Source organism: Hydrogenophilus thermoluteolus, from assembly GCF_003574215.1.
Classification (GTDB): Bacteria; Pseudomonadota; Gammaproteobacteria; order Burkholderiales; family Rhodocyclaceae; genus Hydrogenophilus; species Hydrogenophilus thermoluteolus.
Genome location: NZ_AP018558.1, coordinates 395,631 through 421,303 on the forward strand (window position 1 = coordinate 395,631; position 25,673 = coordinate 421,303).

The window sequence follows — 25,673 nt, forward strand, 5'->3', positions numbered from 1 at the left end:
ACGACAAGGCAGACGAGGCGAAGATGGATCGGTTGAATGGCAACGAGGAAGTGCTCTCCGCGTGGTTCGACGACGAGTACGCGGAACCGGCAACGGATCTCGATCTCGAAGCGATCCTGCGCGACCCCAACACACGAAGCACCTGGGGAACCTACGCGCTGATCGGTGCAGCGCTGCGTGGCGAACCGCTCGCAACACCGTCGGACGGTTTCGTCGCTGCGGTGCTGCAGCGCATCGCAGAGCCCGGCTCCGAAGCACCCCCGCAAAGGGCACTGGCTCGCTTGGCAGACGCTGCAGGAGGGGACGGAACGACGCCCGTTACCGCAGCAAACGACGCGTGGTGGCGCTGGAGCGCGGTGGCTGCCACGCTCGTTGCGGTGGTGGTAACGGGCGTTTTGGCGTTGCAGTCGCCCCGTGAAGCGGGCGTGCGCGTTGCAGAACGGGAAATGGCGCTTCGCGCCGAGTCGGTGGCTTTCGCCCCTGCGGCAATGGGCGGGCAGCGGCGCTTGCCGACGCTGCCGATGGGCGTGCGTTCGGTCGTCGTGGCAGCAGACGCGGGGGTACAACCGGTACGATTCACTTCAGCCCCGTTTTACATGTTGGCGCACAACCCGGCGCAGCCCATGGGCGGCGTGACTGTGCGCGCCCTTGCCACGCCGCCGCGCGTTTCGACGAACGCCCGATGAGGGGAGGAAAGGGGGCGATGGGGCGCGCGCAGCGGCTGCTTGCGTTCCTCCTCTTGGTAGTTGGTCCGTCGTCATGGGGGATCGCGGCGGAGGCGAACGAAGCAGCGCAAACCGTACCGACGGCCACTTTCTCCGGGGTCGCGGTGTGGGTGCGTGACGAAACGCCCGTCGTCGTTCGGGTCGATTCGGGGCAAACGCCGCTTGGAGCCTATTATTGGACGACGGTCGAAGGACCGAACGAGCGGGTTACGTTGTGCTGGCGCAATCGCTGCCGAACCGAATTGGCTGCCGAACAGGTCGTGTTGGAAGCCGATTGGGACGTGCGCCATCAGAGCGTTCCCGCCCTGAGCCGTTCGCTCCGCGAATTGGCGCAGTGGTACGAAGTGACCCCGCTTCCCGAGCAAAGCTGGCAAGGCCACCCGGCTAACGGTTGGCTCTTGCAGCCGCGAGATGCCTGGCGCTACCCGCAGCGCTGGTGGCTGGACGCCGCTACCGGGGTGACACTGGAACGGACGATATTCGACGACGCGATGACCCCGCTCGAACGGTTTGCGTTCGTTCGATTCGAACGGCACGCCCAAGCCGATCTCACCGAAGTGCGCCAAGCGTGGAGCAGTTTGGGGCAGAGCGATAGGGTCGATTTCCGTCTCCATACCGTCGCCCCGGACGCGATGCCGTGGCGTCTCGATGATCTCCCGCCGGGGTTTGCGTTGCGCGCTTCAGGGTGGCGGCAAGGCCCCTCCGGCTCCCGCGTATGGCAATGGGCTCTGAGTGACGGCGCTGCGTCGGTCTCCCTGTTTGTCGAACAGGCGCCGTCGCAGCACGCGAGGGACACGGAAACAGAAACGGAGCGTCCGGGCGCAGCGATCGCGGAGTCTGCAGAACGTGGCTCTGCGCAGCGTTGGGGCGCAACCTTGATCGTGCGGCGAAACCGCAACGGGTGGCTGCAGACCGCTGTCGGTGAGGTTCCCGCGGCGACCCTCCACCGTTTATTGGATGGAATGCGGTATGTCGATGAGTAAGGTACACGTGGCTTCTTCGCCGTGCCCCGTATCGGATCGCGTCGCGGCGGTGGTCGAAGCCGTCGATGCAGCGGGGGCGTGGATCACGATCGTCGAACCGCGTGGCGGCTGTGGGCGCTGTCATGAGTCTGGGGGTTGCGGTGGGGTTTCGCTCGTCAATTGGCAGGGCACGAAACGGTTTTGGTTCCCCCGCGCACAGTGGGAAACCCCATTGGAAGCCGGGCAACCGGTTTGGGTCGTCACGGCTTCTGGGGCGCCGCTCGCCGCGGCGTGGCGGGTTTATGGGCAACCGCTCGTGATCGGTGTGGCGCTTGCCGCAGTCGGTCATGCGCTCCTTGCTCCCTTCTCTTCCTTCGTCGCCGATGGGGGAGCGGTTGCATTGCTCGTCGGTACCATGCTCTTCGTCTGGCGGCAAGCGGCGCGGCGCATTCGACCGGTCGTGCGCATCGTGGCACGCTAAACCGTTGCGGTTTCGGTACAATAGCCCTTTTCGCGGATCCCCCTGTGGGGCTTTTTTCTTTGGTGACCATGGACCACATCCGTAACTTTTCGATCATCGCCCATATCGACCACGGGAAATCGACGCTCGCAGACCGCCTGATCCAATTTTGCGGCGGGCTTCAAGACCGCGAGATGCAGGATCGGGTGCTCGATTCGATGGATATCGAGCGCGAACGCGGCATTACGATCAAGGCGCAAACCGCTACGTTGCAGTACCGAGCCAAAGATGGCAAGGTCTATGAGCTCAACCTGATCGATACTCCGGGGCACGTCGATTTTTCCTACGAGGTGAGCCGGTCGCTTTCGGCGTGCGAAGGGGCGCTGTTGGTCGTCGATGCGTCGCAGGGGGTCGAAGCGCAGACGGTCGCGAACTGTTACCTGGCGATCGATCTTGGCGTCGAGGTGGTTCCGGTGCTCAACAAGATCGATTTGCCGCAGGCTGAGCCGGAACGGGTGAAAGAAGAGATCGAAGAGGTGATCGGCATCCCGGCGTCCGATGCGATCGCCGCGTCCGCGAAAAACGGGATCGGAATCGAAGCGATCCTGGAGGCGGTGGTCGCGCGCGTGCCTCCGCCGCGGGGCAATCCGGAAGCGCCGACCCGGGCGCTCGTGATCGACTCGTGGTTCGACAATTACGTCGGCGTGGTGATGCTGGTGCGCGTTGTCGACGGCCGTTTGGCGCGGGGCGACACGATCCGCTTGATGGCCACAGGCGCCGAGCACGAAATCGACAAGGTGGGGGTTTTTACGCCGAAAGGGGTCGAGCGGGAATCGCTCGAGTGCGGTGAAGTGGGGTTCGTGATCGCTGGCATCAAGCTCCTTTCCGAAGCCAAAGTGGGCGATACGGTTACGCTAGCCGCTCGTCCGGCGGCGGAGCCGTTGCCCGGTTTTCGTGAAATTAAGCCGCAGGTGTTCGCTGGACTTTACCCGGTGGAATCGAGTGAATACGATCAGTTGCGCGAGGCGCTCGAAAAGCTCAAGCTCAACGACGCGGCGCTGCAGTTCGAACCGGAGACGTCGCAGGCGCTCGGCTTTGGTTTCCGTTGCGGATTCCTGGGACTGCTCCACATGGAGATCGTCCAGGAGCGGCTCGAGCGCGAATTCGACCAAGAGCTTATCACCACCGCACCCTCGGTGGTCTATGAGGTGGTCACGAAGAAAGGGGAGGTGTTGCGAATCGAAAACCCTGCCAAGCTTCCCGATCCGGGGCAGATCGAAGCAATTCGCGAGCCGATCATCACCGCGACCATTTTCGTGCCGCAGGACTACTTGGGGCCGGTCTTGACGCTCTGCAATCAGAAGCGTGGCGTGCAACAGGACATGCGTTACCACGGACGGCAAGTGGAGGTGCGTTTCGATCTGCCGCTCAACGAGGTGGTGCTCGACTTCTTCGATAAGCTCAAGTCGGTCTCCCGCGGCTACGCGTCGCTCGACTACGAATTCAAAGAGTACCGCACCGCCGATCTCGTCAAATTGGACATCTTGGTCAATGGCGAGCGGGTCGATGCGTTGTCGTTGATCGTCCATCGCAGTTCGGCGCAGCAGCGTGGACGTGAGCTCGCGGTGAAACTGCGGCAGTTGATTCCGCGGCAGATGTTTGACGTGCCGATTCAAGCGGCGATCGGTTCGCACATCATCGCACGGGAAACGATCAAAGCGCTGCGCAAGAATGTGTTGGCGAAGTGTTACGGGGGTGACATCACCCGCAAGAAAAAATTGCTCGAGAAACAGAAGGCGGGGAAAAAGCGGATGAAGCAGGTGGGGAGCGTCGAGATCCCGCAAGAGGCGTTCCTTGCCGTGTTGCGTACCGACGAAGGGTGACGGCGATGGATTTCGAGTTGTTCTTGTTTCTCTTGACGCTGGTCACCGGAATGCTTTGGGGGTTTGACCGCTGGTACGCGCGCCGTCGGCGGCCTGCGGGGGCGCCCGACCCGTGGTGGGTCGAATACGGCGCAAGCTTTTTCGGTGTGTTCGCTGCGGTTTTTCTCTTGCGGTCGTTTCTGGTCGAGCCGTTCAAGATTCCGTCGGGGTCGATGATTCCCACGTTGTTGCCCGGTGACTTCATTTTGGTGAATAAATTTGCGTACGGCATTCGCTTGCCGGTCGTGAAGACCAAAGTCATCGATTTGGGGAAACCTCAGCGTGGCGACGTCGTGGTCTTCCGCTACCCGGTCGATCCGTCGCTCGACTATATCAAGCGGGTGGTGGGGTTGCCGGGTGACTACGTCGAATACATCGACAAACGGCTGCGTATCAACGGCGTGACCGTACCGCTCGAACGCTTGCCGGATTACGTGATGCCAGATCGGCGTGCGTACCGAATTCAGTGGCGCGAGCAGCTGGGGAAACACACTCATGCGATCATCTGGGACGAAAGCGCACCGCCGTACGTCAGCCACCGCATGGATTTTCCGTATCGTGAGCTCTGTACCTACCACCGCCGCGGCTTCAGCTGCTCCGTTCCCGAGGGACACTATCTGGTGCTGGGCGACAACCGCGACGGCAGCAGTGATTCGCGCGTTTGGGGGTTCGTCCCGGACGAAAACTTGGTGGGTAAAGCCTTCTTGATCTGGTTCAATTTCGACGATCTGTCGCGCATCGGCGGATTCGAGTAAGCGGGGTGGCGAAAATGGGTACAAACGGCAGCAAGAGGCAGCAGGTGCGGGCAATCGCAGGCTTTTCACTTCTGGGGGTACTCTTTTGGGGGGCAATTGCTGGGATCGCGATCATTCTGGCGATGCGCGTCGTTCCGTTTTACACCGAATTCGCTGCGGTCAAGCGGGCGCTGGTTGCAGCCGCGGCCGAAGGGGAACCGCAGGCGATTCGGCAAGCGTTCGACCGCCGGGCGAGCGCCGACTACATCACCTCGGTTTCGGCGCGGGATCTCGAAATTCGCAAAGATGGGGAGCACGGGTACGTCGTCCGCGTCGCTTACGAGAAGGTGTTGCCCTTGGTCGCGAACGTCAGTCTCCTCTTTACTTTCGAGGCCAGCGCCCCCTGATGCGTCCGAACGGTTTTGCAGCGATCTTGTCGCAGGTGGAATCGGTGCTTGGGCACCGCTTTACGCAACCCGCGTTGGTGCGCCAAGCGCTCACGCACCGTTCCGCTGGAGAGCAGCACAACGAGCGGCTGGAGTTCTTGGGGGACGCGGTGTTGGGTTGTGCGGTGGCGTCGCTTCTCTACCGTCGGTTCCCGGATGCGAGCGAAGGGGACCTCTCGCGGGCACGTGCCCGGTTGGTGCGGCAAGAGACGTTGGCGGCACTCGCGGAACGCTTGGGCGTTCCCGATTGGTTGATCCTGGGCGAAGGTGAGCGTCGGGGTGCCGGGCATCGCCGCCCGTCGATCCTTTCCGACGCGCTGGAGGCGCTCATCGGTGCGCTCTTTCTCGACGCTGGTTTTACTACCGCGGCGGCTTGTGTCGAAGCGTGGTTCGCCCCGGAACTGGACAGAATCGGCGACCTGACAACCCTCAAAGACCCGAAAACCGCTTTGCAAGAGTGGTTGCAGGCGCGCCACCTGCCGCCACCGCGCTACGATTTGATCGAAGCGAAAGGGCCTGCGCATGCGCAACATTTTCGCGTCCGGGTGGTGAGCGAAGCGTTGAACGCGACTGCCGAAGGGGAAGGGGCGAGCCGCCGCCGTGCGGAACAAGCCGCAGCCTCCGTTCTGCTTGCGGGGTTGCGCCAAGCAAACGAAGGGGGAGGCTGATGCACACGAGCGAATCGCAAGTCGATAGCACAAAACCGTCTTTCCGCGCCGGGTACGTCGCCGTCGTCGGGCGACCGAACGTCGGCAAATCGACACTTACGAACGCGCTCGTCGGCGCGAAGGTGAGTATCGTCTCGAAAAAACAGCAGACGACGCGCCATCGCGTCCACGGCATCGTCACCACCGACGACGGGCAGATCGTACTTGTCGATACCCCGGGGTTCCAAACCCGCCACAAGCGGCTGCTCAACCAAGCGATGAACCGGGTCGTGACCCAAGCCCTCGCCGATGTTGATCTGGTCCTCTTCGTGATCGAAGCCGGAAAATGGACCGCGGACGATCAGAAAGTGATGCGCCTCTTACCGCAAGGGGTTCCGGTTTTTCTCGTGATCAACAAAGTCGATCGTTTGCCGCGCAAGGATCTCCTCTTGCCGTTCATCGCCGAACGCGCCAACGACTTTCCCTACGCGGAAATCGTCCCGATCTCCGCGGAAAAAAAACGCAATCTCGACGATCTGATCCAGACGATTGTGCGCTATCTGCCCGAATCGGAACCGATCTTCGATCCGGATACGATCACCGACCGCAGCGAGCGGTTTCTCGCGGCCGAGTACCTACGAGAAAAGGTGTTTCGGTTCTTGGGCGACGAGCTCCCCTACGGCACTGCGGTCGAAATCCGCCGCTACGAGGAGGAGGGGCGACTGCGGCGGATCTGGGCCGAGATCATCGTCGAGCGCGACGCGCACAAACCGATCGTGATCGGCGAAGGGGGGGAGCGGATCAAACGGATCGCGTCGGAAGCGCGCAAAGAATTGGAGGCGCTGCTTGACGCCACGGTCTATCTCGACGTCTGGGTCAAGGTCCGTGGCGGTTGGGCCGACGATCCGCGCGCGTTGCGCGAACTGGGGCTCGACGGGTGATTCGTTGCGCTGGCAATGAGTGAGACGCGGCGTGGCGGCAGCGATCGCGGGTTTCTCCTCCACGCGGAACCGTGGCGCGAAACCAGCCTCTTGGTCGATGCCTGGACCCGAGCGCATGGGCGGCTGTGGTTGGTGGCCAAAGGGGCGAAGCGGCCGCACTCGGCGTTGCGTTCGGTGCTGCTGCCGTTCCAACCGCTCCATCTGCGCTGGTCCGGGAAAGGCGAACGGCTGACCCTGACCGGGGCCGAATGGTTGGGCGGAATGCCGCTGCTTTCGGGCGAAGCGCTCTGGTGCGGGTATTATCTCAACGAATTGATCCTGCGGCTTGCGCCGCGTGAAGTCCCCCATCCGGAGTGGTTCGGCGCGTACGAAACTGCAGTGCGCGCGCTCGCATCGGGCGAGCCGGTTGCGCCGGTATTGCGCGCGTTCGAATGGGCGTCGCTTCAGGCAACCGGTCATGCGCCGCAGTGGCCGGAGACCGGACCGGTTGCGGTGCCGCTTTCGGCCGAAGCGTATGCGGCGATCACGCAAGGCGCATGGTCGGCGCCGATCGTCGCGCGCGAGGTCAAGCCGTGGTTGCGTGCGCTCATCGACCATTGCCTGGAGGGGCGGCCGCTGCGCACCCGCGCGTTCATGAAAGAGTGGGTTACGAACGGGAAGGGATGAACGATGTGCGAATTGGGTGTCAATATCGACCATGTGGCGACCGTTCGGCAGGCGCGCCGGACCTATGAGCCCGATCCCGTCTGGGCTGCAACCGTGGCGCAGCTTGCCGGCGCAGAGATCATCACGGTTCATCTGCGCGAAGACCGTCGCCATATTCAGGATCGCGACGTCTGGCTGTTGCGGGAATCGGTTCAAGTGCGCCTCAATTTGGAGATGGCGGCTACCGACGAGATGGTCGCGATCGCGTGTCGGCTGCGGCCCGAAATGGTGACGCTCGTTCCCGAAGGACGGCAGGAGATCACCACCGAAGGGGGGCTCGACGTCGTCGCGGAGCGGGCGCGGCTCAAAACGGTGGTCGCGAAACTTTCTGAAGCCGGTATTCGGGTCAGCCTCTTCGTCGATCCCGATCTGAAGCAGATCGAAGCCGCCGCCGAAGTGGGTGCAACGGTGTGCGAAGTCCATACCGGCCCGTACGCGCACGCCTTTTGGACGCATGGTCGCCGTGCCGACCATCCCGAAACCCGTGCGGCGATCGCGGCGGTGCGCCAGGCCGGGGAAGCGATCCGTGCCGCGGGGATGCAGTTCAACGCCGGGCACGCGCTCAACTACGCCAACGTTGCACCGATCGCTGCGCTGCCGGGCATTGCGGAACTGCACATCGGTCACGCGATCATCAGCCGAGCGCTCTTCGTCGGGCTCGAACAAGCGGTTCGGGAAATGAAGGCGTTGATCGCGGATGCAGCGCAACGCAACGGTTAGCGCTCCGGTTACATCTCTACGTGCGATGATTTTGGGGATCGGCGTCGACTTGGTGGCGGTGGCTCGGGTCGAACAAGTCTGGGGCCGACATCGCGATCGCTTGGCGTGTCGCATTTTGCAGCCAACCGAACAGGAGGTGTTCTTTACCCGGCTCGCCGCATGTGCGCCTCTGGAGCGAGACCGCTTCGCGGCGCGGTTCCTCGCCAAACGGTTCGCTGCGAAAGAGGCGTTCGCGAAAGCGTGGGGAAGTGGCATCGGCGCCGAGGTGGGGTTTCACGACATCGCAATCGCCCACCAACCCAGCGGGCAACCGGTGTGGCGTTTTTCCGCGTCGTTCGCGCAGCGCTTTGCCGATCGCGGCGCAACGGCAGCCCATCTCTCTCTGAGTGACGAAGAGACGCACGTCGTCGCCTTCGTCGTGATCGAAGGAGGAACCCGTGTCTGAGCGGTTTACGATCGCAGCGCCCCGGTGGTGGATCGGCGTCGAGGGTCCTGCGCTTACGGCGCGCGATCGGACGCGCCTCGTCCATCCGGCGGTGGGTGGCGTGGTCCTCTTTGCCCGCAATTGGCAGACGAGCGCGCAACTGCGCCGTTTGACCGAAGCGATTCGCAGCGTGCGCGACGACCTTCGGATCGCGGTCGACCACGAAGGCGGACGTGTACAGCGTTTCCAAGGCGAAGGTTTTACGCAGCTCCCGCCGATGCGCCATTTAGGCGTCCAGTGGACGACCGATCCAGAGGCGGCCGTGCAGACGGCGCGGCGTTGGGGGGCGCTCGCCGGTAGGGAGCTCGCCGCACATGGGATCGACGTCGATTTTGCGCCGGTGGTCGATCTCGACGACGGCCGGTCACGGGTGATCGGTGATCGCGCCTTTTCCGCCGACCCCCACATCACAGCGACGTTGGCGTTGGCCTTTGCCGATGGGCTCGCGCGTGCCGGCGTGTGCCCAGTGTTCAAACATTTCCCTGGGCACGGTGGTGTGGTCGAAGATTCCCACCTCGAACTGCCCACGGACTCCCGATCTTGGGATGCCCTCTGGGCTGCCGATTTGGTTCCTTATCGGCAGTTGGTGCGGGCAGTGGCAACGGACGGCGCGTTGTTGTCGGGCTGTGGCGTGATGGCGGCGCTCGTTCGTTTTCCCCATTGTGACGATGCGCCCGCTGCGTTTTCCCCGTTTTGGTTGCAGACCGTGCTGCGTGAACGGCTGCAGTTCGCCGGCTGGATCGCGTCCGACGACTTAGGCATGGCCGCGGCGAACTGGGCGGGCGCCACGCTCGCCGAACGGGGGCGCGCCTTTTTCGCCGCAGGGGGCGACGTGGCGTTGGCGTGTAACGACTTTGCTGCGATCGATCGCATGTTGGACGCCTGGTGACGATGTCGGCCGCGTTTGACGCCAAACGGTTCCTCGCTACCGCACCAGAAGCGCCGGGTGTTTATCGCATGCTCGGTGCAGAGGGGCAAGTGCTCTATGTAGGCAAGGCGAAAAACCTCAAAAAACGGCTCGCGAGCTACTTTCGCACGCAACTGCCGAGCCCACGCATCGCGCGGATGGTCGCACAGATCGCCGCGATCGAAGTCACCGTCGTGCGCAGCGAAGCCGAAGCGCTCATCCTCGAAAACCACCTGATCAAAACGCTGCAGCCGAAGTACAACATCCTCTTTCGCGACGACAAAACCTACCCCTACCTTCGGATCAGCGGAGGCGACTTTCCCGGCATCTACTACTACCGCGGCCCGTTGAAGAACAGTGACCGCTATTTTGGCCCTTACCCCAACGCGCTCGCGGCGCGGGAAAGCATCCAGTGGATCCAGAAAATCTTTCAGCTTCGCACCTGCGAAGACACGGTCTTTGCCCACCGCACGCGCCCCTGTCTGCTGCACCAGATCCACCGCTGTACCGCGCCGTGCGTCGGAGCGGTTTCGGTTGCCGACTACCAGGCTCAGGTGCGGGCGGCCGTGCAGTTCCTCTCGGGCAAAAGCTCGGAACTGATTTCGGAACTGACCGAAGCGATGCAGGCGGCGAGCGACGCGTGGCAGTTCGAACGCGCCGCGCAGTTGCGCGATCAGATCCGTCAGCTTCAGGAATTGCGCACGACGCAAGCGATCGACAGCCGCCGCGAAGAGAACGTCGATATCTTCGTCGCGGTGGTCACGGGCACCGACGCCGCGGTGAGTTGGGCCGCGGTGCGCGGCGGACGCCATCTGGGCGATCGCACCCTCTTTCTCGAGCGGACGGCGACGACGAGCGACGAACGCGCTGCGGCCGAGGATCTGCTCGCAGCTTGCCTCGAGCGCCATTACGCCGAACAGCCGGTACCCGACCGCATCCTCATCGCGCCCGCATCGCCCGCGTCGCTTCAGTGGTTGCGGGAGAGCCTCGAAGCGGTTGCTGAGGTGCCGCGCGTGGTGGTTGCGGCGCCCAAAAGCGAAATCGAGCGGGCATGGGTCGAGATCGCAGAAAAAAATGCCCGTTTGGCGTTGGTGGCGCGGCAAAACGATACCTTGCGTCAGGCGGCACGTGCCAAGGCCCTCCATGAAGCGCTGCGCGATTGGCTTCCCCTCGAGCGACCCCCCGAATGGATCGAAGCGTTCGACGTGAGCCACCTGGGCGGTGAAGCCACGGTCGCGAGCTGTGTCGTCTGGGCGAATGGTGCGCTGCAACCCAAGCGCTACCGCCGCTTCGCAATCCGCGACGTGAAACCGGGCGACGACACCGCCGCGATCGGACAAGCGGTCCGCCGCCGCTACACGCGTTTGTCGCAAGAGGGCGAACCGCTTCCCGATCTGATCTTGATCGACGGCGGCCTCGGCCAGGTGCGCGCGGCTGCCGAAGCGCTCGCTGATCTGGGTATGGGGTGCGAACGGTTGCTTGGGGTGGCGAAAGGCCCCGAACGCCGCCCCGGGGAGGAGCGGTTGGTGCGGCCCGACGGGGCCGAGCGGGTGCTGGGCGCGACGAGCGCGGCGCTGCATCTCATTCAAGAGATTCGGGACGAGGCGCATCGCTTTGCGGTGACCGGGAATCGCGTGCGTCGTGCGGCAGCGCGTGCCCGTACCCGGCTCGAAGAGATCCCCGGCATTGGACCGAAACGGCGGCGGGCGCTGTTGGCCGCTTTTGGTAGCCTCGAAGGCGTGCGCGCCGCGCCGCTCGAAGCCCTGTTGCGGGTGCCAGGAATCGACCGCAAGATCGCCACGATCCTCTATAATGCATTGCACGGGGAAAACCCGGACGGGGAAGGGGGTGCGCGATGACGTGGGCGCCGTTGCTGTGGTGGCATTGGGTGGTGATCGGGATCGTCTTGATGGCGCTCGAGCTCGTGATTCCATCGTTCGTCGTGATCTGGTTCGGTATTGCGGGCGTGGTGGTTGGCATCGCCGAAGCGATCGTGCCGATGACCCTCTTTGCGCAACTCGGGCTCTGGTTGGCGGTGGCGATCGCACTCTTGGTGCTGTGGTTCGCGGTGTGGCGGCCGCATGATCGCCGCACCGCAGCCGATTCCGTCACCGATGCGCAGAGTGTCGTGGGAGAGGTCGGCATCCTTACTCGGGCGGTCGCGCCGTTTCAACGCGGGGAAGTGTTGCTGCAAAAACCGGTACTGGGGAGTGATCGCTGGCCGTGTCGCTCGGAAAGCGCGATCGCGGTCGGAGAGCGGGTTGTCGTCGTCGCGTTCGACGGCGCTGAATTTACGGTTGCCCCGGCAAAAGCCCAACCTGGGAGGAAGTGAGATGGATCCGCAACTCATCGTGCTTATCGTCGCCATCGTCTTCGTCGTCATCACGCTCGCCAAAGGGATCCGGACCGTACCGCAAGGGGAGGAGTGGGTCGTCGAGCGTCTGGGTAAGTACCACAAGACGCTGACGCCCGGTCTCAATTTCATCATTCCCTATCTCGACGACGTGGCGTACCGCTTGGTCACCAAGGACATCATCCTCGACGTCCAGGAGCAGGAGGTGATCACCCGCGACAACGCGGTGATCCGTACCAACGCGGTGGCGTTCGTCAAAGTGACCGATCCCGTTCGGGCCGCGTATGGCGTGGTCGATTTCGCCGTGGCGATCCGCAATTTGGTGATGACTACGTTGCGCTCGATCATCGGCGAGATGTCGCTCGACGAGGCACTCTCCAACCGGGAAAAGATCAAGGTGCGCCTCAGGGAGTCAATCGCCGACGAAGCGGTCGACTGGGGGGTCACGGTGAAGACGGTCGAAATCCAGGACATCAACCCGTCCCCGTCGATGCAACAAGCGATGGAGATGCAAGCAGCGGCGGAACGGGAACGCAAGGCGACGGTGACCCGCGCCGAAGGGGCGAAGCAAGCAGCGATCTTGGAGGCGGAAGCGCGGCTCGAAGCGGCGAAACGCGACGCGCAGGCCCAAGTGACGCTCGCCGCGGCTTCCGCAGAAGCGATCCGGCGGGTTGCCGAGGCGGCTGCAGCCAACGACATCGCGATTCGCTACCTGCTGGGCGAAAAATATGTCACCGCGCTCGCAACCCTTGCCGAATCGCAGAGCGCCAAAACGGTCGTCCTTCCGGGCGATCTCCAAGAGGCGGTTCGCGGTCTCTTCGGTCGACAAGGGCGTTAGCGAAAAACAGGCGGAGCGCGGGCGCGATGCGCTGGAACTGGCCCAACCTACTGACCTGGCTGAGGATCGCGGCGATCCCGCTCCTCGTCCTCTTGTTCTACCTGCCCACTGCCTGGGTCACGGGCCATTTCGTCAATCTGGCGGCAACCGTGCTCTTCGTCGCCGCCAGTGTGACCGACTGGCTCGATGGTTACCTGGCACGCAAGCTCCAGCAGCAGTCGGCATTCGGGGCGTTTCTCGACCCGGTGGCGGACAAACTGATGGTCGCCGCCGCGCTCGTCGTGTTGGTCGATCTCGGGCGCGCGGATGCCGTCGCCGCACTCATCATCATCGGGCGCGAGATTACCGTTTCGGCGCTCCGGGAGTGGATGGCATTGGTTGGTGAGGCGCAAACCGTTGCCGTTGCGTTCGTCGGCAAACTCAAAACGGCCACGCAAATGGTCGCGATCCCCTTCCTCCTCTATGCCGACCCGCTCGGTACTTTCGAACCCCTCCTATGGGGGCGGTGGCTGCTGTGGCTCGCGGCGGTGTTGACGATCGTTTCGATGATTCACTACCTGCGCGCGGCGTGGCCGGTGTTGCGCAAAAATGGTTGATCCGATAAAATGTTAGGTTCCTTGCCTTACCCAGCTCGGGAAGGCTGTGGTCAACACATCCAGAAGGAGTCTTCATGCGTCATTATGAAATCGTCTTCATGGTCCATCCCGACCAGTCGGAAAACGTGCCGGTGATGGTCGAGCGTTATCGGAAATTGATCACCGAACGCGGCGGCAAAATTTATCGGTTGGAAGACTGGGGGCGTAAACACCTGGCGTACCAGATCCAAAAGATTCACAAGGCGCACTACATTTTGATGAACATCGAGTGCGACTTGGAAACCTTGCAAGAGCTCGAAACGGCGTTCCGCTTCAATGATGCGATCCTGCGTCATTTGACGATTCGCATGGAAGGGCCGGTGACCGAACCCTCTCCGATGATGAAAGGGGAAAAGGCGCGCTCGCTGCTCGACCCCAGCACCACCGCGGGGGCTGATCAGATCGTTGCGCCAGCGGCAGCCGAACCTGCAGCTTCCGCTGAGACCGCAACCGACGCGTAAGCGCGGGATCGACTGCATCGCGATGGGCGCCAATCGCTGTCGCCTCACTTTTGATGTCACTGCGCGTGATGCGTTGCGTTATACCCCTGCGGGGTTGGCAGTGAGCGAAGGGGAAGGGTGGCACCGCTCGATGCAGTGCGAAGTTGGACGTACACGCGAAGTCGATTTTCGATTCCATTGGGTTGCGATGGGGGAAGTGGCAACCGTGATGGATGCGCTGCCGATGGGTGCGGAAGTGACCGGGGAAGGTTTTTTCGCGGCACGACGCAAAGGCGGTCGGCAGTTGCAGCTCCACCTCACCGCAGTGCAATGGCATCAGGATGAAGAAAGGAAAGCACAATGAGTTTCGCTAAAGGTGGCCGCAACGCGCGGCGTCGTAAGTTCTGCCGCTTCACGGCGGAAGGGGTCGAGACCATCGACTACAAAGATATCGATACCCTGAAAGAATACATCATGGAAACGGGCAAAATCATGCCGGCGCGGATCACCGGGACTTCGTCGCGCTTTCAGCGCCAGTTGGCATTGGCGATCAAGCGCGCGCGATTCTTGGCGCTGCTGCCCTACACCGATCAGCACAAATAATCGGGAGCCCAACCATGCAAGTCATTCTGCTGGACAAAGTGCCAAATCTGGGGAATCTGGGCGATGTCGTCACCGTCAAGGATGGGTACGCGCGCAACTATCTGATCCCGCAAGGGAAGGCAAAGCGGGCAACTCCGGAAAACATCGCCGAGTTCGAAACCCGTCGCGCCGAGCTCGAACGGCAGGCTGCGGAGCGCTTGGCGCAAGCGCAGGCGCTTGGTAGTCAGATCGAAGGGATTACCCTTCAGATCGTGCGCAAAGCCGGTGTCGATGGCCGTCTCTTCGGGTCGGTCACCCATATCGACATCGCCGACGAGCTCAACCGGATGGGTTTTGCCGTATCCAAAGGACAAGTGCTCATGCCCGAAGGGCCGATCAAAGCGATCGGCGAAGTCGAAATCGAAATTTACCTGCACACCGACGTGCGGCCGAAAATCCATGTCGCAGTCTTGGGTGAGTAAGCGCCGTTTGCGAATCGGTCGCGAAGAAGGCAGCTTCGGCTGCCTTTTTCGTTTCGGGAGGTAAAAGATGACGTCGGAAGCGCTCGGGTATGAGACTGCGGCGCTACGCCTGCCGCCCCACTCGCTCGAAGCCGAACAGTCGTTGATCGGGGGGCTTTTGCTCGACAACGACGCGTGGGAGCGTGTCGCAGACATCGTCGCTGCGGAAGATTTCTATCGAGACGACCACCGCAGGATCTTTCGCCACATCACCGCGCTCATCCAGCAAGGAAAACCGGCGGACATCGTCACCGTTCATGAATCTTTGCAAAAGAGTGGGGAAGACGAAGCGGCGGGTGGGATCGCCTATCTTGCGGAGCTTGCGAACCAGACCCCTTCCGCTGCGAACGTGCGCCGTTACGCGGAGATCATTCGCGAGCGGGCGATCCTGCGCAAATTGATCAGTGTCGCCGACGAGATCGCCGCAAGCGCGCTCGCGCCGATGGGTAGGGACGCCAAAACGATCCTCGACGAAGCCGAGGCGAAAATTTTCGAAATCGCCGAAGCAGGCGCACGCGCCGTTACGGGCTTCGTCTCGATCGGTACCGCATTGAAACAGGTCGTCGACCGCGTTCAGGAACTCTATGATCGCAATGCAAGCAACGATGTTACCGGTGTGCCGACCGGTTACCTCGATTTGGACGAAAAGACGGCAGGGTTGCAACCCAGTGACCTCATCATCGTCGCGGGGCGTCCCGCGATGGGTAAGACTACCTTTGCCCTCAATATCGCCGAGCATGTGGCACTCCATCAAAAACTTCCGGTGGCGATCTTTTCGATGGAGATGCCAGCCACTCAGCTGGCGATGCGTTTCCTTGCCTCAGTGGGGCGCATCGATTTGCAGAAACTGCGTCGCGGCAAACTGACCGACGACGACTGGGCGCGGCTCTCGGCCGCGATGGGCAAACTCTACGATGCGCCGATCTTCATCGATGAGACCGGCGGGCTCAACCCGATCGATCTGCGCGCCCGTGCGCGGCGTCTGGCGCGGCAGTTCGGGGGTCGTTTGGGACTCGTCGTGATCGACTACCTCCAGTTGATGGTCGGCGCCAAGGAGAGCGACAACCGCGCGAATGAGCTTTCGGAGATCTCGCGCTCGGTGAAGACGCTTGCGAAGGAGCTCAACACCCCGATCATCGCGCTATCGCAGCTCAACCGCAGTCTTGAACAGCGACCGAACAAGCGACCCGTCATGTCCGACCTGCGGGAATCGGGCGCGATCGAACAAGATGCCGACATCATCATGTTCATCTACCGCGACGAGGTCTATCACCCGGACAGCCCCGACAAGGGGACCGCCGAGATCATCATCGCGAAGCACCGTAACGGCCCCACCGGAACGATCCGGCTTGCATTCTTTGGTGAATACACGCGCTTCGAAAACTATAGTGCGGGCGGTGACTTTTAGCGCGATTGTGCGTGATCGAAAAAATGGACGGCAGGAACGCAGAGCGGTAGAAAGGGAGTAAAGGTGTTGACCGTGTCTGTGAAATCCGGCATAATGCCGATTCTCTCGGAGGGGTACCCAAGCGGTCAACGGGAGCAGACTGTAAATCTGCCGGCTCAGCCTTCGTAGGTTCGAATCCTACCCCCTCCACCAGGTTTCAGGCTGGACAGGTTGCGGGTTTGAGCGGGTGTAGCTCAATGGTAGAGCAGAAGCCTTCCAAGCTTAAGACGGGGGTTCGATTCCCCTCACCCGCTCCAGTCGAAGGGTAAAGTGCCCATGTAGCTCAGTGGTAGAGCACTCCCTTGGTAAGGGAGAGGTCACGTGTTCGATCCACGTCATGGGCACCATGTTCTCTCGCACGCGGCAACGAAAAAGGGGAAGCAGATGGCCAAGGCAAAATTCGAGCGGACGAAGCCGCACGTCAATGTGGGGACGATTGGGCACGTGGACCACGGCAAGACGACGCTGACGGCGGCGATCACCACGGTGCTGGCGAAGCACTTTGGTGGTGAAGCGAAGAAATACGACGACATCGACGCGGCGCCGGAAGAAAAAGCGCGTGGGATCACGATCAACACCGCGCACGTCGAATACGAAACCGCGAACCGTCACTACGCGCACGTCGACTGCCCGGGGCACGCCGACTACGTCAAGAACATGATCACGGGTGCCGCGCAGATGGACGGCGCGATCCTGGTGGTCTCGGCTGCTGACGGCCCGATGCCGCAAACGCGCGAACACATCCTGTTGGCGCGTCAGGTTGGTGTGCCCTACATCATCGTCTTCCTCAACAAATGCGACATGGTGGACGACCCGGAACTTCTCGAACTCGTCGAAATGGAAGTTCGGGACCTGCTCAACCAGTACGGCTTTCCGGGCGACGACACCCCGATCGTCAAAGGCTCGGCGCTCAAAGCGCTCGAAGGCGACCAAAGCGAACTCGGCGAACCGGCGATTCTCAAACTGGCAGAGACGCTCGACAGCTACATCCCGACGCCGGAGCGCGACATCGACAAACCGTTCCTGCTCCCGATCGAAGACGTCTTTTCGATCTCGGGTCGCGGAACCGTCGTGACCGGCCGCGTTGAGCGTGGTACCGTGAAAGTCGGCGACGAAGTCGAAATCGTCGGCCTGCGTCCGACGCAAAAGACCACCGTCACGGGCGTCGAAATGTTCCGCAAACTGCTCGACGAAGGGCGTGCGGGTGACAACGTCGGGGTGCTGCTGCGCGGGACCAAACGCGAAGAAGTCGAACGGGGTCAAGTGCTCGCCAAGCCCGGCACCATCACCCCGCACACCCACTTCGAATGCGAAGTGTACGTGCTCACCAAAGAAGAAGGGGGCCGTCACACCCCGTTCTTCTCCAACTACCGTCCGCAGTTCTACTTCCGTACCACCGACGTCACAGGCTCGATCGAACTGCCGGAAGGGGTAGAAATGGTGATGCCGGGTGACAACGTCAAACTCACGGTGAAACTCATCGCACCGATCGCGATGGAAGAAGGTCTGCGCTTTGCGATCCGCGAAGGCGGCCGTACCGTGGGTGCCGGCGTCGTCTCCAAAATCATCGAGTGATGGTGCGGTAATCTCAGTTTGAAGTGGCGCCAGCGTTGCTGGCGCCGTAGGGGCATAGCTCAACTGGCAGAGCGTCGGTCTCCAAAACCGAAGGTTGGGGGTTCGATTCCCTCTGCCCCTGCCAACCATAAGACGCCAATGAACATCCTTTTCTATCTGCTCTCTGCACTTTTGTTGGCTGGCGGGATCGCTGGCTTTTATTATTTTGCGGACTGGCCAGGTCTGGCGCGCGCTGCGCTCGTCGTGCTGGGGGTCGTTGCCGCAGGGGGTGTGCTGCTCCTCTCTGAGCCAGGAAAGGCTTTCGTTGCGTTCGTTCGCGCTGCTGTTGCCGAAGTGCGCAAAGTCGTTTGGCCGAACCGCAAAGAGACGACTCAGGCAACTTTGGTCGTCTTTGCGTTCGTGGTGACGCTGGCCATTTTCATGTGGCTGGTCGACAAGACATTGGAGTGGGTGTTGTACGGATTGTTGCTGGGGTGGAAGTGATGGCCAAGCGTTGGTATGTCGTGCAAGCGCACTCCGGGTTCGAAAAGCAGGTGCAAAAAGCACTGCAAGAGCGGATCAAATTGGCCGGGATGGAAGACCAATTCGGTCAGATTCTCGTTCCGGTCGAAAAAGTGATCGAGCTGCGCGGCGGTGCGAAAAAAGAGACCGAGCGTAAGTTCTTTCCGGGCTACCTCCTCGTCGAGATGGAGATGAACGACGATACGTGGCACCTGGTCAATTCGTTGCCGCGTGTCTCTGGTTTCGTCGGCGGAAGTCCCACGAAGCCGGCTCCGCTTTCGGAGCGGGAAGTGCAGGCGTTGTTGGCGCAGATTCAGGAAGGGGGCGAGAAGCCGAAACCGCGCGTGGTCTATGAGATCGGAGAGACGGTCCGGGTCAAAGAGGGGCCGTTTGCCGACTTCATGGGGACGGTAGAGGCGGTCGATTACGAAAAGAGCCGGTTGTCGGTCGCGGTTTCGATTTTTGGCCGCTCGACACCGGTGCAATTGGAGTTTTCTCAGGTCGAAAAGGTCTGAGCAATCGAGGAGCGGCATTTGCCGCGTTAGCACTCACTAGGAGCAGTCATGGCCAAGAAAATCGTCGGCTACATCAAACTGCAGATTCCTGCAGGGAAAGCAAACCCGAGCCCTCCGGTCGGTCCGGCGCTCGGTCAGCGCGGCTTGAACATCATGCAGTTCTGCAAGGAGTTCAACGCCAAGACGCAAAATATGGAGCCCGGCTTGCCGATTCCGGTGATCATCACCGCCTATTCTGACAAGTCGTTTACCTTCGAGTTGAAGACGCCGCCGGCAACCGTCCTCATCAAGAAGGCGTTGAAGATCGAGAAAGGCTCTTCCAAACCCCACCTCGACAAAGTGGGCAAGATCACACGCGCGCAGCTCGAGGAGATCGCCAAGATCAAGATGCCGGACCTCACCGCGGCCGATATGGACGCAGCGGTGCGGACGATCGCCGGTTCCGCGCGGTCGATGGGCGTGGATGTCGAGGGGGTGTAAGATGGCAAAACTGAGCAAACGGATGCAAGCGTTGCGGCAAAAAGTCGACCGCAACCGCGTCTATTCCTTGGATGAGGCGCTGGCGCTCGCGAAAGAGACTGCGCAAGCCAAATTCGACGAGTCGATCGATATCGCCGTGAATCTTGGGGTCGATCCGCGGAAGTCGGATCAAGTCGTTCGTGGCGCAGTCGTGTTGCCGGCCGGGACTGGGAAAAAGGTCCGGGTCGCTGTCTTTGCGCAAGGGGCGAAAGCGGACGAAGCCCGTGAAGCCGGTGCCGATATCGTCGGTTTCGAAGATCTGGCCGAAACGATCAAAGCGGGGAATATCGATTTCGACGTGCTCATCGCCACACCCGACGCGATGCGTCTCGTGGGGCAGTTGGGGCAAATCCTGGGGCCGCGTGGCCTCATGCCCAACCCCAAGGTGGGAACGGTGACGATGGACGTCGCTACGGCGGTGAAGAACGCAAAGGCGGGGCAGGTCCAGTACCGCACCGACAAGAACGGGATCATCCACGCGTCGATCGGTCGCGCGTCGTTCCCCGTCGAAGCGTTGAAGCAGAATGCGCAGGCGCTCATCGAGGCGCTGCAACGCGCGAAGCCGCAGGCTGCGAAGGGAACCTATTTCAAAAAGATCGCGGTTTCCAGCACGATGGGGGTCGGAATCAAGGTCGATCCACAAAGTGCGCTGCCGCAGCAGGCGTAACGAACTTTGGGCCGTCGCGCCCGTTATCGAACGGCGCGGCGGGTTATCAAAGACCGTTGGGGGGCAACCTTAAATGCGGTAAAACCGCGCCCAACGTAGATGGCGTCACCCGAAGCAGGAGCACGCTCCTGATTGAAGGCCGCCAAAGCTGCCCTGGAAACAGGGTGTCCTAATTGGAGGTGAACCTTGGCACTCAAGCTTGAAAGCAAGCAGGCAATCGTCGCCGAAGTCTCCGCTCAAGTGGCTGAGGCAGGGGCGATCGTTTTTGCCGAGTACCGTGGTCTCACCGTCGCGGAGATGACCGAGCTGCGCCGCAAGGCGCGCGAAGCCGGCGTCTATTTGCATGTCATCAAGAACACCTTGGTCCATCGCGCAGTCGATGGGACCCCGTTTGCGTGCATCCAGTCGCAACTCGTGGGCCCGCTGATCTTCGCGATTGCCGCCGATCCGGTGGCACCAGCCAAGGTGCTTGTCGACTTTGCAAAAAGCGCCGAAAAATTGGTCGTCAAAGGGGGGGCAATGCCCGGTTCGCTCCTTGACGTCGAAGGCGTCAAGGCGCTGGCGAGCATGCCAAACCGCGACGAACTGTTGGCCACTTTGGTGGGGACGTTGCAGGCCCCGATCGCCAAGTTCGTGCGCACCCTCAACGAGGTGCCGGGCAAATTCGTCCGCACGCTTGCTGCCGTTCGCGACGCGAAAGAGGCTGCGTAATTTATTTCCGTTTCACAGGCATTCATTCAGGAGTCAAACATGTCGATGACCAAAGAGCAAATTCTGGACGCAATCGCCAATATGACCGTGCTCGAGCTCTCTGAGCTCATCAAGGCGATGGAAGAGAAATTCGGGGTTTCTGCTGCGGCAGCGGTTGCAGTAGCGGCAGCTCCGGCAGCTGGCGGTGCGGCGGCACCGGCGGCGGAAGAGAAGACCGAATTCGACGTCGTGCTGGTCGAAGCCGGTGCGAAGAAGGTCGAAGTGATCAAGGTGGTCCGTGCTGCTACGGGTCTCGGCCTCAAGGAGGCCAAGGATCTCGTCGACGGTGCGCCCAAGACGATCAAAGAGGGCGTCTCCAAAGACGAAGCCGAGAAGCTCAAGAAAGACCTCGAAGCGGCTGGCGCGAAGGTCGAGCTCAAATAATTTCCTTGCGGAATGTGGCGGGAGGCTGGTGCTTATGGCGCCGGCCTTTCGCCATTGGTAGTAGGCAGGGGGTCAACACCCAAAGGCTTGCGAGAACCCACAAGCTTTTGCGTCTTGATTCCTTTCGCGCGACATTAGCCTGGAGCACACATGGCGTACTCATACACTGAACGCAAGCGCTTGCGCAAGAACTTTGCCAAGCGCAAACCCGTTCTCGACGTTCCTTTCCTCCTTGCCACGCAGCTAGACTCCTACCGCGAATTCCTTCAACTCGACACGCCACCGATGGAGCGGAAAAATGTCGGGTTGCAAGCGGCGTTCAACGCGATTTTCCCCATCGTCTCTGTCAATAACAACGCGCGGCTCGAATTTCTCTACTATACCGTCGGTGAGCCGCAATTCGACGTGCGTGAATGCCAGTTGCGCGGGCTCACCTACTGTGCACCGGTGCGGGCGCGTGTCCGCTTGGTGATCCTCGACAAAGCCACCGGATATCAGACGGTCAAAGAGGTTCGGGAGCAAGAGGTCTTCATGGGGGAGATCCCCTTGATGACCGAAAAAGGCTCGTTCATCATCAACGGAACGGAGCGGGTGATCGTTTCGCAGTTGCACCGTTCTCCCGGTGTCTTCTTCGAGCACGACAAAGGCAAGACCCACTCCTCAGGAAAACTGCTCTTCTCGGCGCGGATCATTCCGTACCGCGGTTCGTGGATCGACTTCGAATTCGACCCGAAGGATTGCCTCTTCTTCCGGATCGACCGGCGGCGCAAGATGCCGGTGACGATCCTGTTGCGTGCGCTTGGGATGAGCAACGAAGAGATGCTGACCTTCTTCCACGATCTCGAAACGTTCGAGAAACGGGACGGTCAGTTCGTCTTCCGCTTCGACCCCGAGCGCCTGAAAGGGGAGGTCTCGCGGCTGGAAATTCGCGATGCCGCAGGCAAAGTCATCGTTGCGAAAGAGAAGCGGATCACCGCACGCCACGTGCGCGAGCTCAAGCAGGCGGGGATCGACCATGTGGTCGTCGACGATGATTTTCTGCTCGGGCGGATCATCGCGCGTGACCTCATCGATCCCGAAACTGGAGAGGTGATCGCCAAAGCAAACGACGAGATCACCGAAACGGTATTGGAGCGTCTGCGTGAATCGGCGATTACTCGATTCGAAACCCTGTTCGTGAACGAACTCGACCGTGGTGCATACCTCTCGCAGACGCTGCGACTCGATGACACGCAAGATGCCTGGCAAGCCAAGGTCGCGATCTATCGCATGATGCGCCCGGGTGAGCCGCCTACGGAACAGGCGGTCGAGCAACTTTGGGAGGGACTTTTCCGTTCGCCGGATCGCTACGATCTCTCTGCGGTGGGGCGGATGAAGTTCAACAGCCGCGCCTATCCGCCGCTTGAATCGCTCGACCCGGCGTCCCCCGAATGGATCAAGCGCTTTTTCGCGCAAGTGGGGCCGAAAGGGGAAGAGGGGCCGATGACGCTCACCGACGAGGATCTGCTCGCGGTGATCGCGATCCTCATCGAATTGCGCAACGGCCACGGTGAAGTCGACGACATCGACCATTTGGGCAACCGTCGGGTACGCAGCGTCGGGGAACTCACCGAAAACCAATTCCGTGCGGGGTTGGCGCGGGTCGAGCGTGCGGTCAAAGAGCGCTTGGTCCATGCCGAAAGCGAAAACCTCATGCCGCACGACCTGATCAACGCCAAACCGATTTCGGCGGCGATCAAGGAATTCTTCGGCTCGAGCCAGTTGTCGCAGTTCATGGACCAAACCAACCCGCTCTCGGAAATCACCCACAAGCGGCGGGTCTCTGCGCTGGGTCCCGGCGGGTTGACGCGCGACCGCGCGGGTTTCGAGGTGCGCGACGTCCACCCCACCCACTACGGTCGCGTCTGTCCGATCGAAACGCCGGAAGGGCCGAACATCGGGTTGATCAATTCGCTTGCCGTCTATGCGCGTACCAACCGCTACGGCTTCATCGAAACGCCGTATCGCAAGGTGGTCGACGGTCGTGTGACCGACGAAGTGGTCTACATGTCGGCAATCGAAGAAGCCAAATACGTGATCGCGCAGGCGAACTCCGAAGTGGGGCCGGACGGCAAACTTCTGGGTTCGCTCATTTCGTGCCGTCAAAAAGGGGAATTCGTCCTCGTTCCGCCCGAAGCGGTGCAATATATGGACGTGGCGCCGCAGCAGATCATTTCGGTCGCGGCCTCTCTCATTCCGTTCTTGGAGCACGACGACGCCAACCGCGCGCTCATGGGAGCGAACATGCAGCGCCAGGCGGTGCCCTGCCTGCGCCCGGAAAAGCCGCTCGTCGGTACCGGAATGGAGCGCATCGCTGCTAAGGACTCGGGAACGGTGGTCGTCGCGAAGCGCGGCGGGGTCGTCGACTACGTCGACGCGAAGCGCATCGTCGTGAAGGTCAACGACGACGAAACCCAGCCCGGCGAAGTTGGCGTCGATATCTACAATCTGGTGAAATTCCAGCGCTCCAACCAAAACACCAACATCAGCCAGCGGCCGATCGTCAAAAAAGGGGACGTGATCACTGCGGGTGACGTGATCGCCGACGGCGCATCGACCGACCTTGGGGAGTTGGCGCTCGGGCAGAACGTCCTCGTGGCGTTCATGCCGTGGAACGGGTACAACTTCGAAGACTCGATCCTCATTTCGGAACGGCTGGTCGCCGAGGACCGCTACACCTCGATCCACATCGAAGAGCTTACGGTCGTTGCGCGCGACACCAAACTGGGGCCCGAAGAGATCACGCGCGACATCGCGTCGCTGGGTGAAGCGCAACTGGCGCGTCTCGACGAGTGTGGGATCATCCACATCGGCGCCGAGGTCAAAGCCGGTGACGTTCTGGTCGGTAAGGTAACCCCTAAGGGCGAAGCGCAGCTTACCCCAGAGGAGAAACTGTTGCGCGCGATCTTCGGGGAAAAAGCGTCCGACGTCAAAGACACGTCGTTGCGCGTGCCCACCGGAATGAGCGGTACCGTGATCGACGTGCTGGTGTTTACCCGTGAGGGAATCGAGCGGGACAAGCGGGCGCAGTCGATCATCGACGAACAGTTGCGTGGCTACCGCAAGGACCTCAACGACCAGTTGCGCATCTTCGAACGGGATGCGTTCGAACGCTTGCGCCGCCTTCTCGTTGGGCAAACCGCTGCCGGCGGACCGAAGCGGCTCGCGAAAGGTTCGGAAATCACCGAGGCGTACCTCGATTCCCTCGAACCGTACCAATGGTTCGATATTCGTGTCGAGAACGACGCGGTGGCGCAGCAACTCGAAGCGGTCCGTGATGGGTTGGAAAAGACGCGCAAAGCGTTCGATGAGGCGTTCGAACACAAGCGCAAGAAGCTCACCCAAGGGGACGAGCTCCCGCCGGGCGTGCTAAAAATGGTCAAAGTCTACCTCGCGGTGAAGCGGCGGCTGCAGCCCGGGGACAAAATGGCGGGGCGCCACGGGAACAAAGGGGTGGTTTCGAAGATCGCGCCGGTGGAAGACATGCCCTTCATGGCCGACGGTACCCCGGTCGATATCGTCTTGAACCCGTTGGGCGTACCGTCACGGATGAATATCGGGCAAATTCTCGAAACCCACCTCGGGCGCGCCGCGCGTGCGTTGGGGGACCGCATTGCCGAGATGTTGCGGCGGCAAGCGAACATCGCGGAATTGCGGGAATTCCTCGAGAAGATCTACAACCAGCGCGGACAGAAAGAAGATCTGGCGGCGCTCTCGGACGACGAGATCCGGGAAATGGCGCAGAACCTCACCAAAGGGGTGCCGTTTGCGTCGCCTGCGTTCGAAGGAGCAAGCGAAGACGACATCGCCGAAATGTTCCGCCTCGCGGGTATCGAAGGCACCGAGCAGGTGACGCTCTACGACGGTCAGACGGGTGAGCCGTTCGATCGTCCGGTGACGGTGGGGTACAAGCATATGCTCAAGCTCCACCACCTGGTCGACGACAAGATGCACGCGCGCTCCACCGGCCCCTACTCGCTTGTGACGCAGCAGCCGCTCGGTGGGAAGGCACAGTTCGGTGGTCAGCGTTTTGGTGAGATGGAGGTTTGGGCGCTCGAGGCGTACGGCGCGGCCTATACGCTGCAAGAGATGCTCACGGTCAAGTCCGACGACGTCACGGGGCGGACCAAGATGTACGAGAGCATCGTGCGTGGCGACTACCGTTTCGTCGCGGGTATGCCCGAATCGTTCAACGTCCTCTTGAAAGAGATCCGGTCGCTGGCGATCGACATCGACCTCGAGCGGGACTAACCG

Annotated in this window: 29 protein-coding genes and 4 tRNA genes; all 33 read left to right on the forward strand. The window is 61.5% G+C overall.

The window, feature by feature from the left end; all coding sequences use genetic code 11:
• The first annotated feature begins 23 nt into the window (after positions 1-23).
• The 33 genes from HPTL_RS01815 to rpoB all read left to right on the forward strand — a co-directional run bounded on the left by HPTL_RS01815 (position 24) and on the right by rpoB (position 25,670).
• Positions 24-686, forward strand: coding sequence for a sigma-E factor negative regulatory protein (locus tag HPTL_RS01815; RefSeq protein ID WP_119334445.1), 663 nt, complete (start codon positions 24-26; stop codon positions 684-686).
• Positions 683-1,708: a MucB/RseB C-terminal domain-containing protein gene (locus HPTL_RS01820; RefSeq protein ID WP_119334446.1), complete on the forward strand. Its 1,026-nt coding sequence runs from the start codon at positions 683-685 to the stop codon at positions 1,706-1,708. Before HPTL_RS01815 ends, HPTL_RS01820 begins: the two co-directional genes overlap by 4 nt.
• The gene (locus HPTL_RS01825) at positions 1,701-2,168 is read left to right on the forward strand and encodes a SoxR reducing system RseC family protein (protein WP_170141243.1); all 468 of its coding nucleotides are present in this window, start codon (positions 1,701-1,703) and stop codon (positions 2,166-2,168) included. The genes HPTL_RS01820 and HPTL_RS01825 overlap by 8 nt, the downstream gene beginning before the upstream one ends.
• A gap of 68 nt (positions 2,169-2,236) precedes the next feature.
• Positions 2,237-4,030 carry a translation elongation factor 4 gene (lepA, locus tag HPTL_RS01830; RefSeq protein ID WP_119336027.1) on the forward strand — a complete coding sequence of 598 codons (1,794 nt, stop codon included), beginning with the start codon at positions 2,237-2,239 and terminating at the stop codon, positions 4,028-4,030.
• 5 nt (positions 4,031-4,035) lie between these two features.
• Positions 4,036-4,824 carry a signal peptidase I gene (gene lepB / locus HPTL_RS01835; protein ID WP_119334448.1) on the forward strand — a complete coding sequence of 263 codons (789 nt, stop codon included), beginning with the start codon at positions 4,036-4,038 and terminating at the stop codon, positions 4,822-4,824.
• Positions 4,825-4,868: 44 nt separating this feature from the next.
• Positions 4,869-5,210 (forward strand): DUF4845 domain-containing protein, encoded by a 342-nt coding sequence (locus tag HPTL_RS01840; RefSeq protein ID WP_197713739.1) that lies wholly within the window; start codon positions 4,869-4,871, stop codon positions 5,208-5,210.
• A complete protein-coding gene (rnc, locus tag HPTL_RS01845) occupies positions 5,210-5,917 on the forward strand; it encodes a ribonuclease III (protein ID WP_119334449.1) in 708 nt (235 codons plus the stop codon). The genes HPTL_RS01840 and rnc overlap by 1 nt, the downstream gene beginning before the upstream one ends.
• Positions 5,917-6,837, forward strand: a complete 921-nt coding sequence (era, locus tag HPTL_RS01850; protein WP_119334450.1) for a GTPase Era — start codon at positions 5,917-5,919, stop codon at positions 6,835-6,837. Before rnc ends, era begins: the two co-directional genes overlap by 1 nt.
• A gap of 15 nt (positions 6,838-6,852) precedes the next feature.
• Positions 6,853-7,503, forward strand: a complete 651-nt coding sequence (recO, locus tag HPTL_RS01855) for a DNA repair protein RecO (RefSeq protein ID WP_119334451.1) — start codon at positions 6,853-6,855, stop codon at positions 7,501-7,503.
• Between the two features lie 3 nt (positions 7,504-7,506).
• A complete protein-coding gene (locus HPTL_RS01860) occupies positions 7,507-8,262 on the forward strand; it encodes a pyridoxine 5'-phosphate synthase (RefSeq protein ID WP_119334452.1) in 756 nt (251 codons plus the stop codon).
• Between the two features lie 25 nt (positions 8,263-8,287).
• Entirely contained in the window at positions 8,288-8,707 is a 420-nt protein-coding gene (acpS, locus tag HPTL_RS01865) for a holo-ACP synthase (RefSeq protein ID WP_119334453.1), read from the forward strand.
• A complete protein-coding gene (gene nagZ / locus HPTL_RS01870; RefSeq protein ID WP_119334454.1) occupies positions 8,700-9,635 on the forward strand; it encodes a beta-N-acetylhexosaminidase in 936 nt (311 codons plus the stop codon). The genes acpS and nagZ overlap by 8 nt, the downstream gene beginning before the upstream one ends.
• 2 nt (positions 9,636-9,637) lie before the next feature.
• Positions 9,638-11,512, forward strand: coding sequence for an excinuclease ABC subunit UvrC (gene uvrC / locus HPTL_RS01875; RefSeq protein WP_119334455.1), 1,875 nt, complete (start codon positions 9,638-9,640; stop codon positions 11,510-11,512).
• Positions 11,509-11,985 (forward strand): NfeD family protein, encoded by a 477-nt coding sequence (locus HPTL_RS01880; protein ID WP_119334456.1) that lies wholly within the window; start codon positions 11,509-11,511, stop codon positions 11,983-11,985. Before uvrC ends, HPTL_RS01880 begins: the two co-directional genes overlap by 4 nt.
• A 1-nt stretch (position 11,986) precedes the next feature.
• The gene (locus tag HPTL_RS01885) at positions 11,987-12,844 is read left to right on the forward strand and encodes an SPFH domain-containing protein (RefSeq protein WP_119334457.1); all 858 of its coding nucleotides are present in this window, start codon (positions 11,987-11,989) and stop codon (positions 12,842-12,844) included.
• A gap of 26 nt (positions 12,845-12,870) precedes the next feature.
• Positions 12,871-13,440 carry a CDP-diacylglycerol--glycerol-3-phosphate 3-phosphatidyltransferase gene (pgsA, locus tag HPTL_RS01890; protein ID WP_119334458.1) on the forward strand — a complete coding sequence of 190 codons (570 nt, stop codon included), beginning with the start codon at positions 12,871-12,873 and terminating at the stop codon, positions 13,438-13,440.
• Positions 13,441-13,514: 74 nt separating this feature from the next.
• A complete protein-coding gene (gene rpsF, locus HPTL_RS01895; protein WP_119334459.1) occupies positions 13,515-13,940 on the forward strand; it encodes a 30S ribosomal protein S6 in 426 nt (141 codons plus the stop codon).
• 22 nt (positions 13,941-13,962) lie between these two features.
• On the forward strand, positions 13,963-14,283 hold the full coding sequence (locus HPTL_RS01900) for a primosomal replication protein N (protein WP_119334460.1): 321 nt from the start codon (positions 13,963-13,965) through the stop codon (positions 14,281-14,283).
• Positions 14,280-14,522 (forward strand): 30S ribosomal protein S18, encoded by a 243-nt coding sequence (gene rpsR, locus HPTL_RS01905; protein ID WP_119334461.1) that lies wholly within the window; start codon positions 14,280-14,282, stop codon positions 14,520-14,522. Before HPTL_RS01900 ends, rpsR begins: the two co-directional genes overlap by 4 nt.
• Before the next feature lie 14 nt (positions 14,523-14,536).
• A complete protein-coding gene (gene rplI, locus HPTL_RS01910; RefSeq protein WP_119334462.1) occupies positions 14,537-14,983 on the forward strand; it encodes a 50S ribosomal protein L9 in 447 nt (148 codons plus the stop codon).
• A gap of 67 nt (positions 14,984-15,050) precedes the next feature.
• Entirely contained in the window at positions 15,051-16,430 is a 1,380-nt protein-coding gene (gene dnaB, locus HPTL_RS01915) for a replicative DNA helicase (protein ID WP_119334463.1), read from the forward strand.
• A gap of 107 nt (positions 16,431-16,537) precedes the next feature.
• Positions 16,538-16,622 (forward strand) — tRNA-Tyr (locus HPTL_RS01920).
• Positions 16,623-16,652: 30 nt separating this feature from the next.
• Positions 16,653-16,726, forward strand: a tRNA-Gly gene (locus tag HPTL_RS01925).
• Between the two features lie 15 nt (positions 16,727-16,741).
• A tRNA-Thr gene (locus HPTL_RS01930) sits at positions 16,742-16,816 on the forward strand.
• 37 nt (positions 16,817-16,853) lie between these two features.
• Positions 16,854-18,044, forward strand: a complete 1,191-nt coding sequence (gene tuf, locus HPTL_RS01935) for an elongation factor Tu (protein WP_119334464.1) — start codon at positions 16,854-16,856, stop codon at positions 18,042-18,044.
• 48 nt (positions 18,045-18,092) lie between these two features.
• Positions 18,093-18,168: transfer RNA gene (locus HPTL_RS01940), tRNA-Trp, on the forward strand.
• Between the two features lie 14 nt (positions 18,169-18,182).
• Positions 18,183-18,527, forward strand: coding sequence for a preprotein translocase subunit SecE (gene secE, locus HPTL_RS01945; protein WP_119334465.1), 345 nt, complete (start codon positions 18,183-18,185; stop codon positions 18,525-18,527).
• On the forward strand, positions 18,527-19,060 hold the full coding sequence (gene nusG / locus HPTL_RS01950; protein ID WP_119334466.1) for a transcription termination/antitermination protein NusG: 534 nt from the start codon (positions 18,527-18,529) through the stop codon (positions 19,058-19,060). The genes secE and nusG overlap by 1 nt, the downstream gene beginning before the upstream one ends.
• Positions 19,061-19,108: 48 nt before the next feature.
• Entirely contained in the window at positions 19,109-19,540 is a 432-nt protein-coding gene (gene rplK / locus HPTL_RS01955; RefSeq protein WP_119334467.1) for a 50S ribosomal protein L11, read from the forward strand.
• A gap of 1 nt (position 19,541) precedes the next feature.
• Positions 19,542-20,246 (forward strand): 50S ribosomal protein L1, encoded by a 705-nt coding sequence (gene rplA / locus HPTL_RS01960; RefSeq protein ID WP_119334468.1) that lies wholly within the window; start codon positions 19,542-19,544, stop codon positions 20,244-20,246.
• Between the two features lie 186 nt (positions 20,247-20,432).
• Positions 20,433-20,957: a 50S ribosomal protein L10 gene (rplJ, locus tag HPTL_RS01965; RefSeq protein ID WP_119334469.1), complete on the forward strand. Its 525-nt coding sequence runs from the start codon at positions 20,433-20,435 to the stop codon at positions 20,955-20,957.
• Positions 20,958-20,996: 39 nt separating this feature from the next.
• Positions 20,997-21,380 carry a 50S ribosomal protein L7/L12 gene (gene rplL, locus HPTL_RS01970; RefSeq protein WP_119334470.1) on the forward strand — a complete coding sequence of 128 codons (384 nt, stop codon included), beginning with the start codon at positions 20,997-20,999 and terminating at the stop codon, positions 21,378-21,380.
• Between the two features lie 150 nt (positions 21,381-21,530).
• Positions 21,531-25,670: a DNA-directed RNA polymerase subunit beta gene (rpoB, locus tag HPTL_RS01975; protein ID WP_119334471.1), complete on the forward strand. Its 4,140-nt coding sequence runs from the start codon at positions 21,531-21,533 to the stop codon at positions 25,668-25,670.
• Positions 25,671-25,673: the final 3 nt, after the last annotated feature.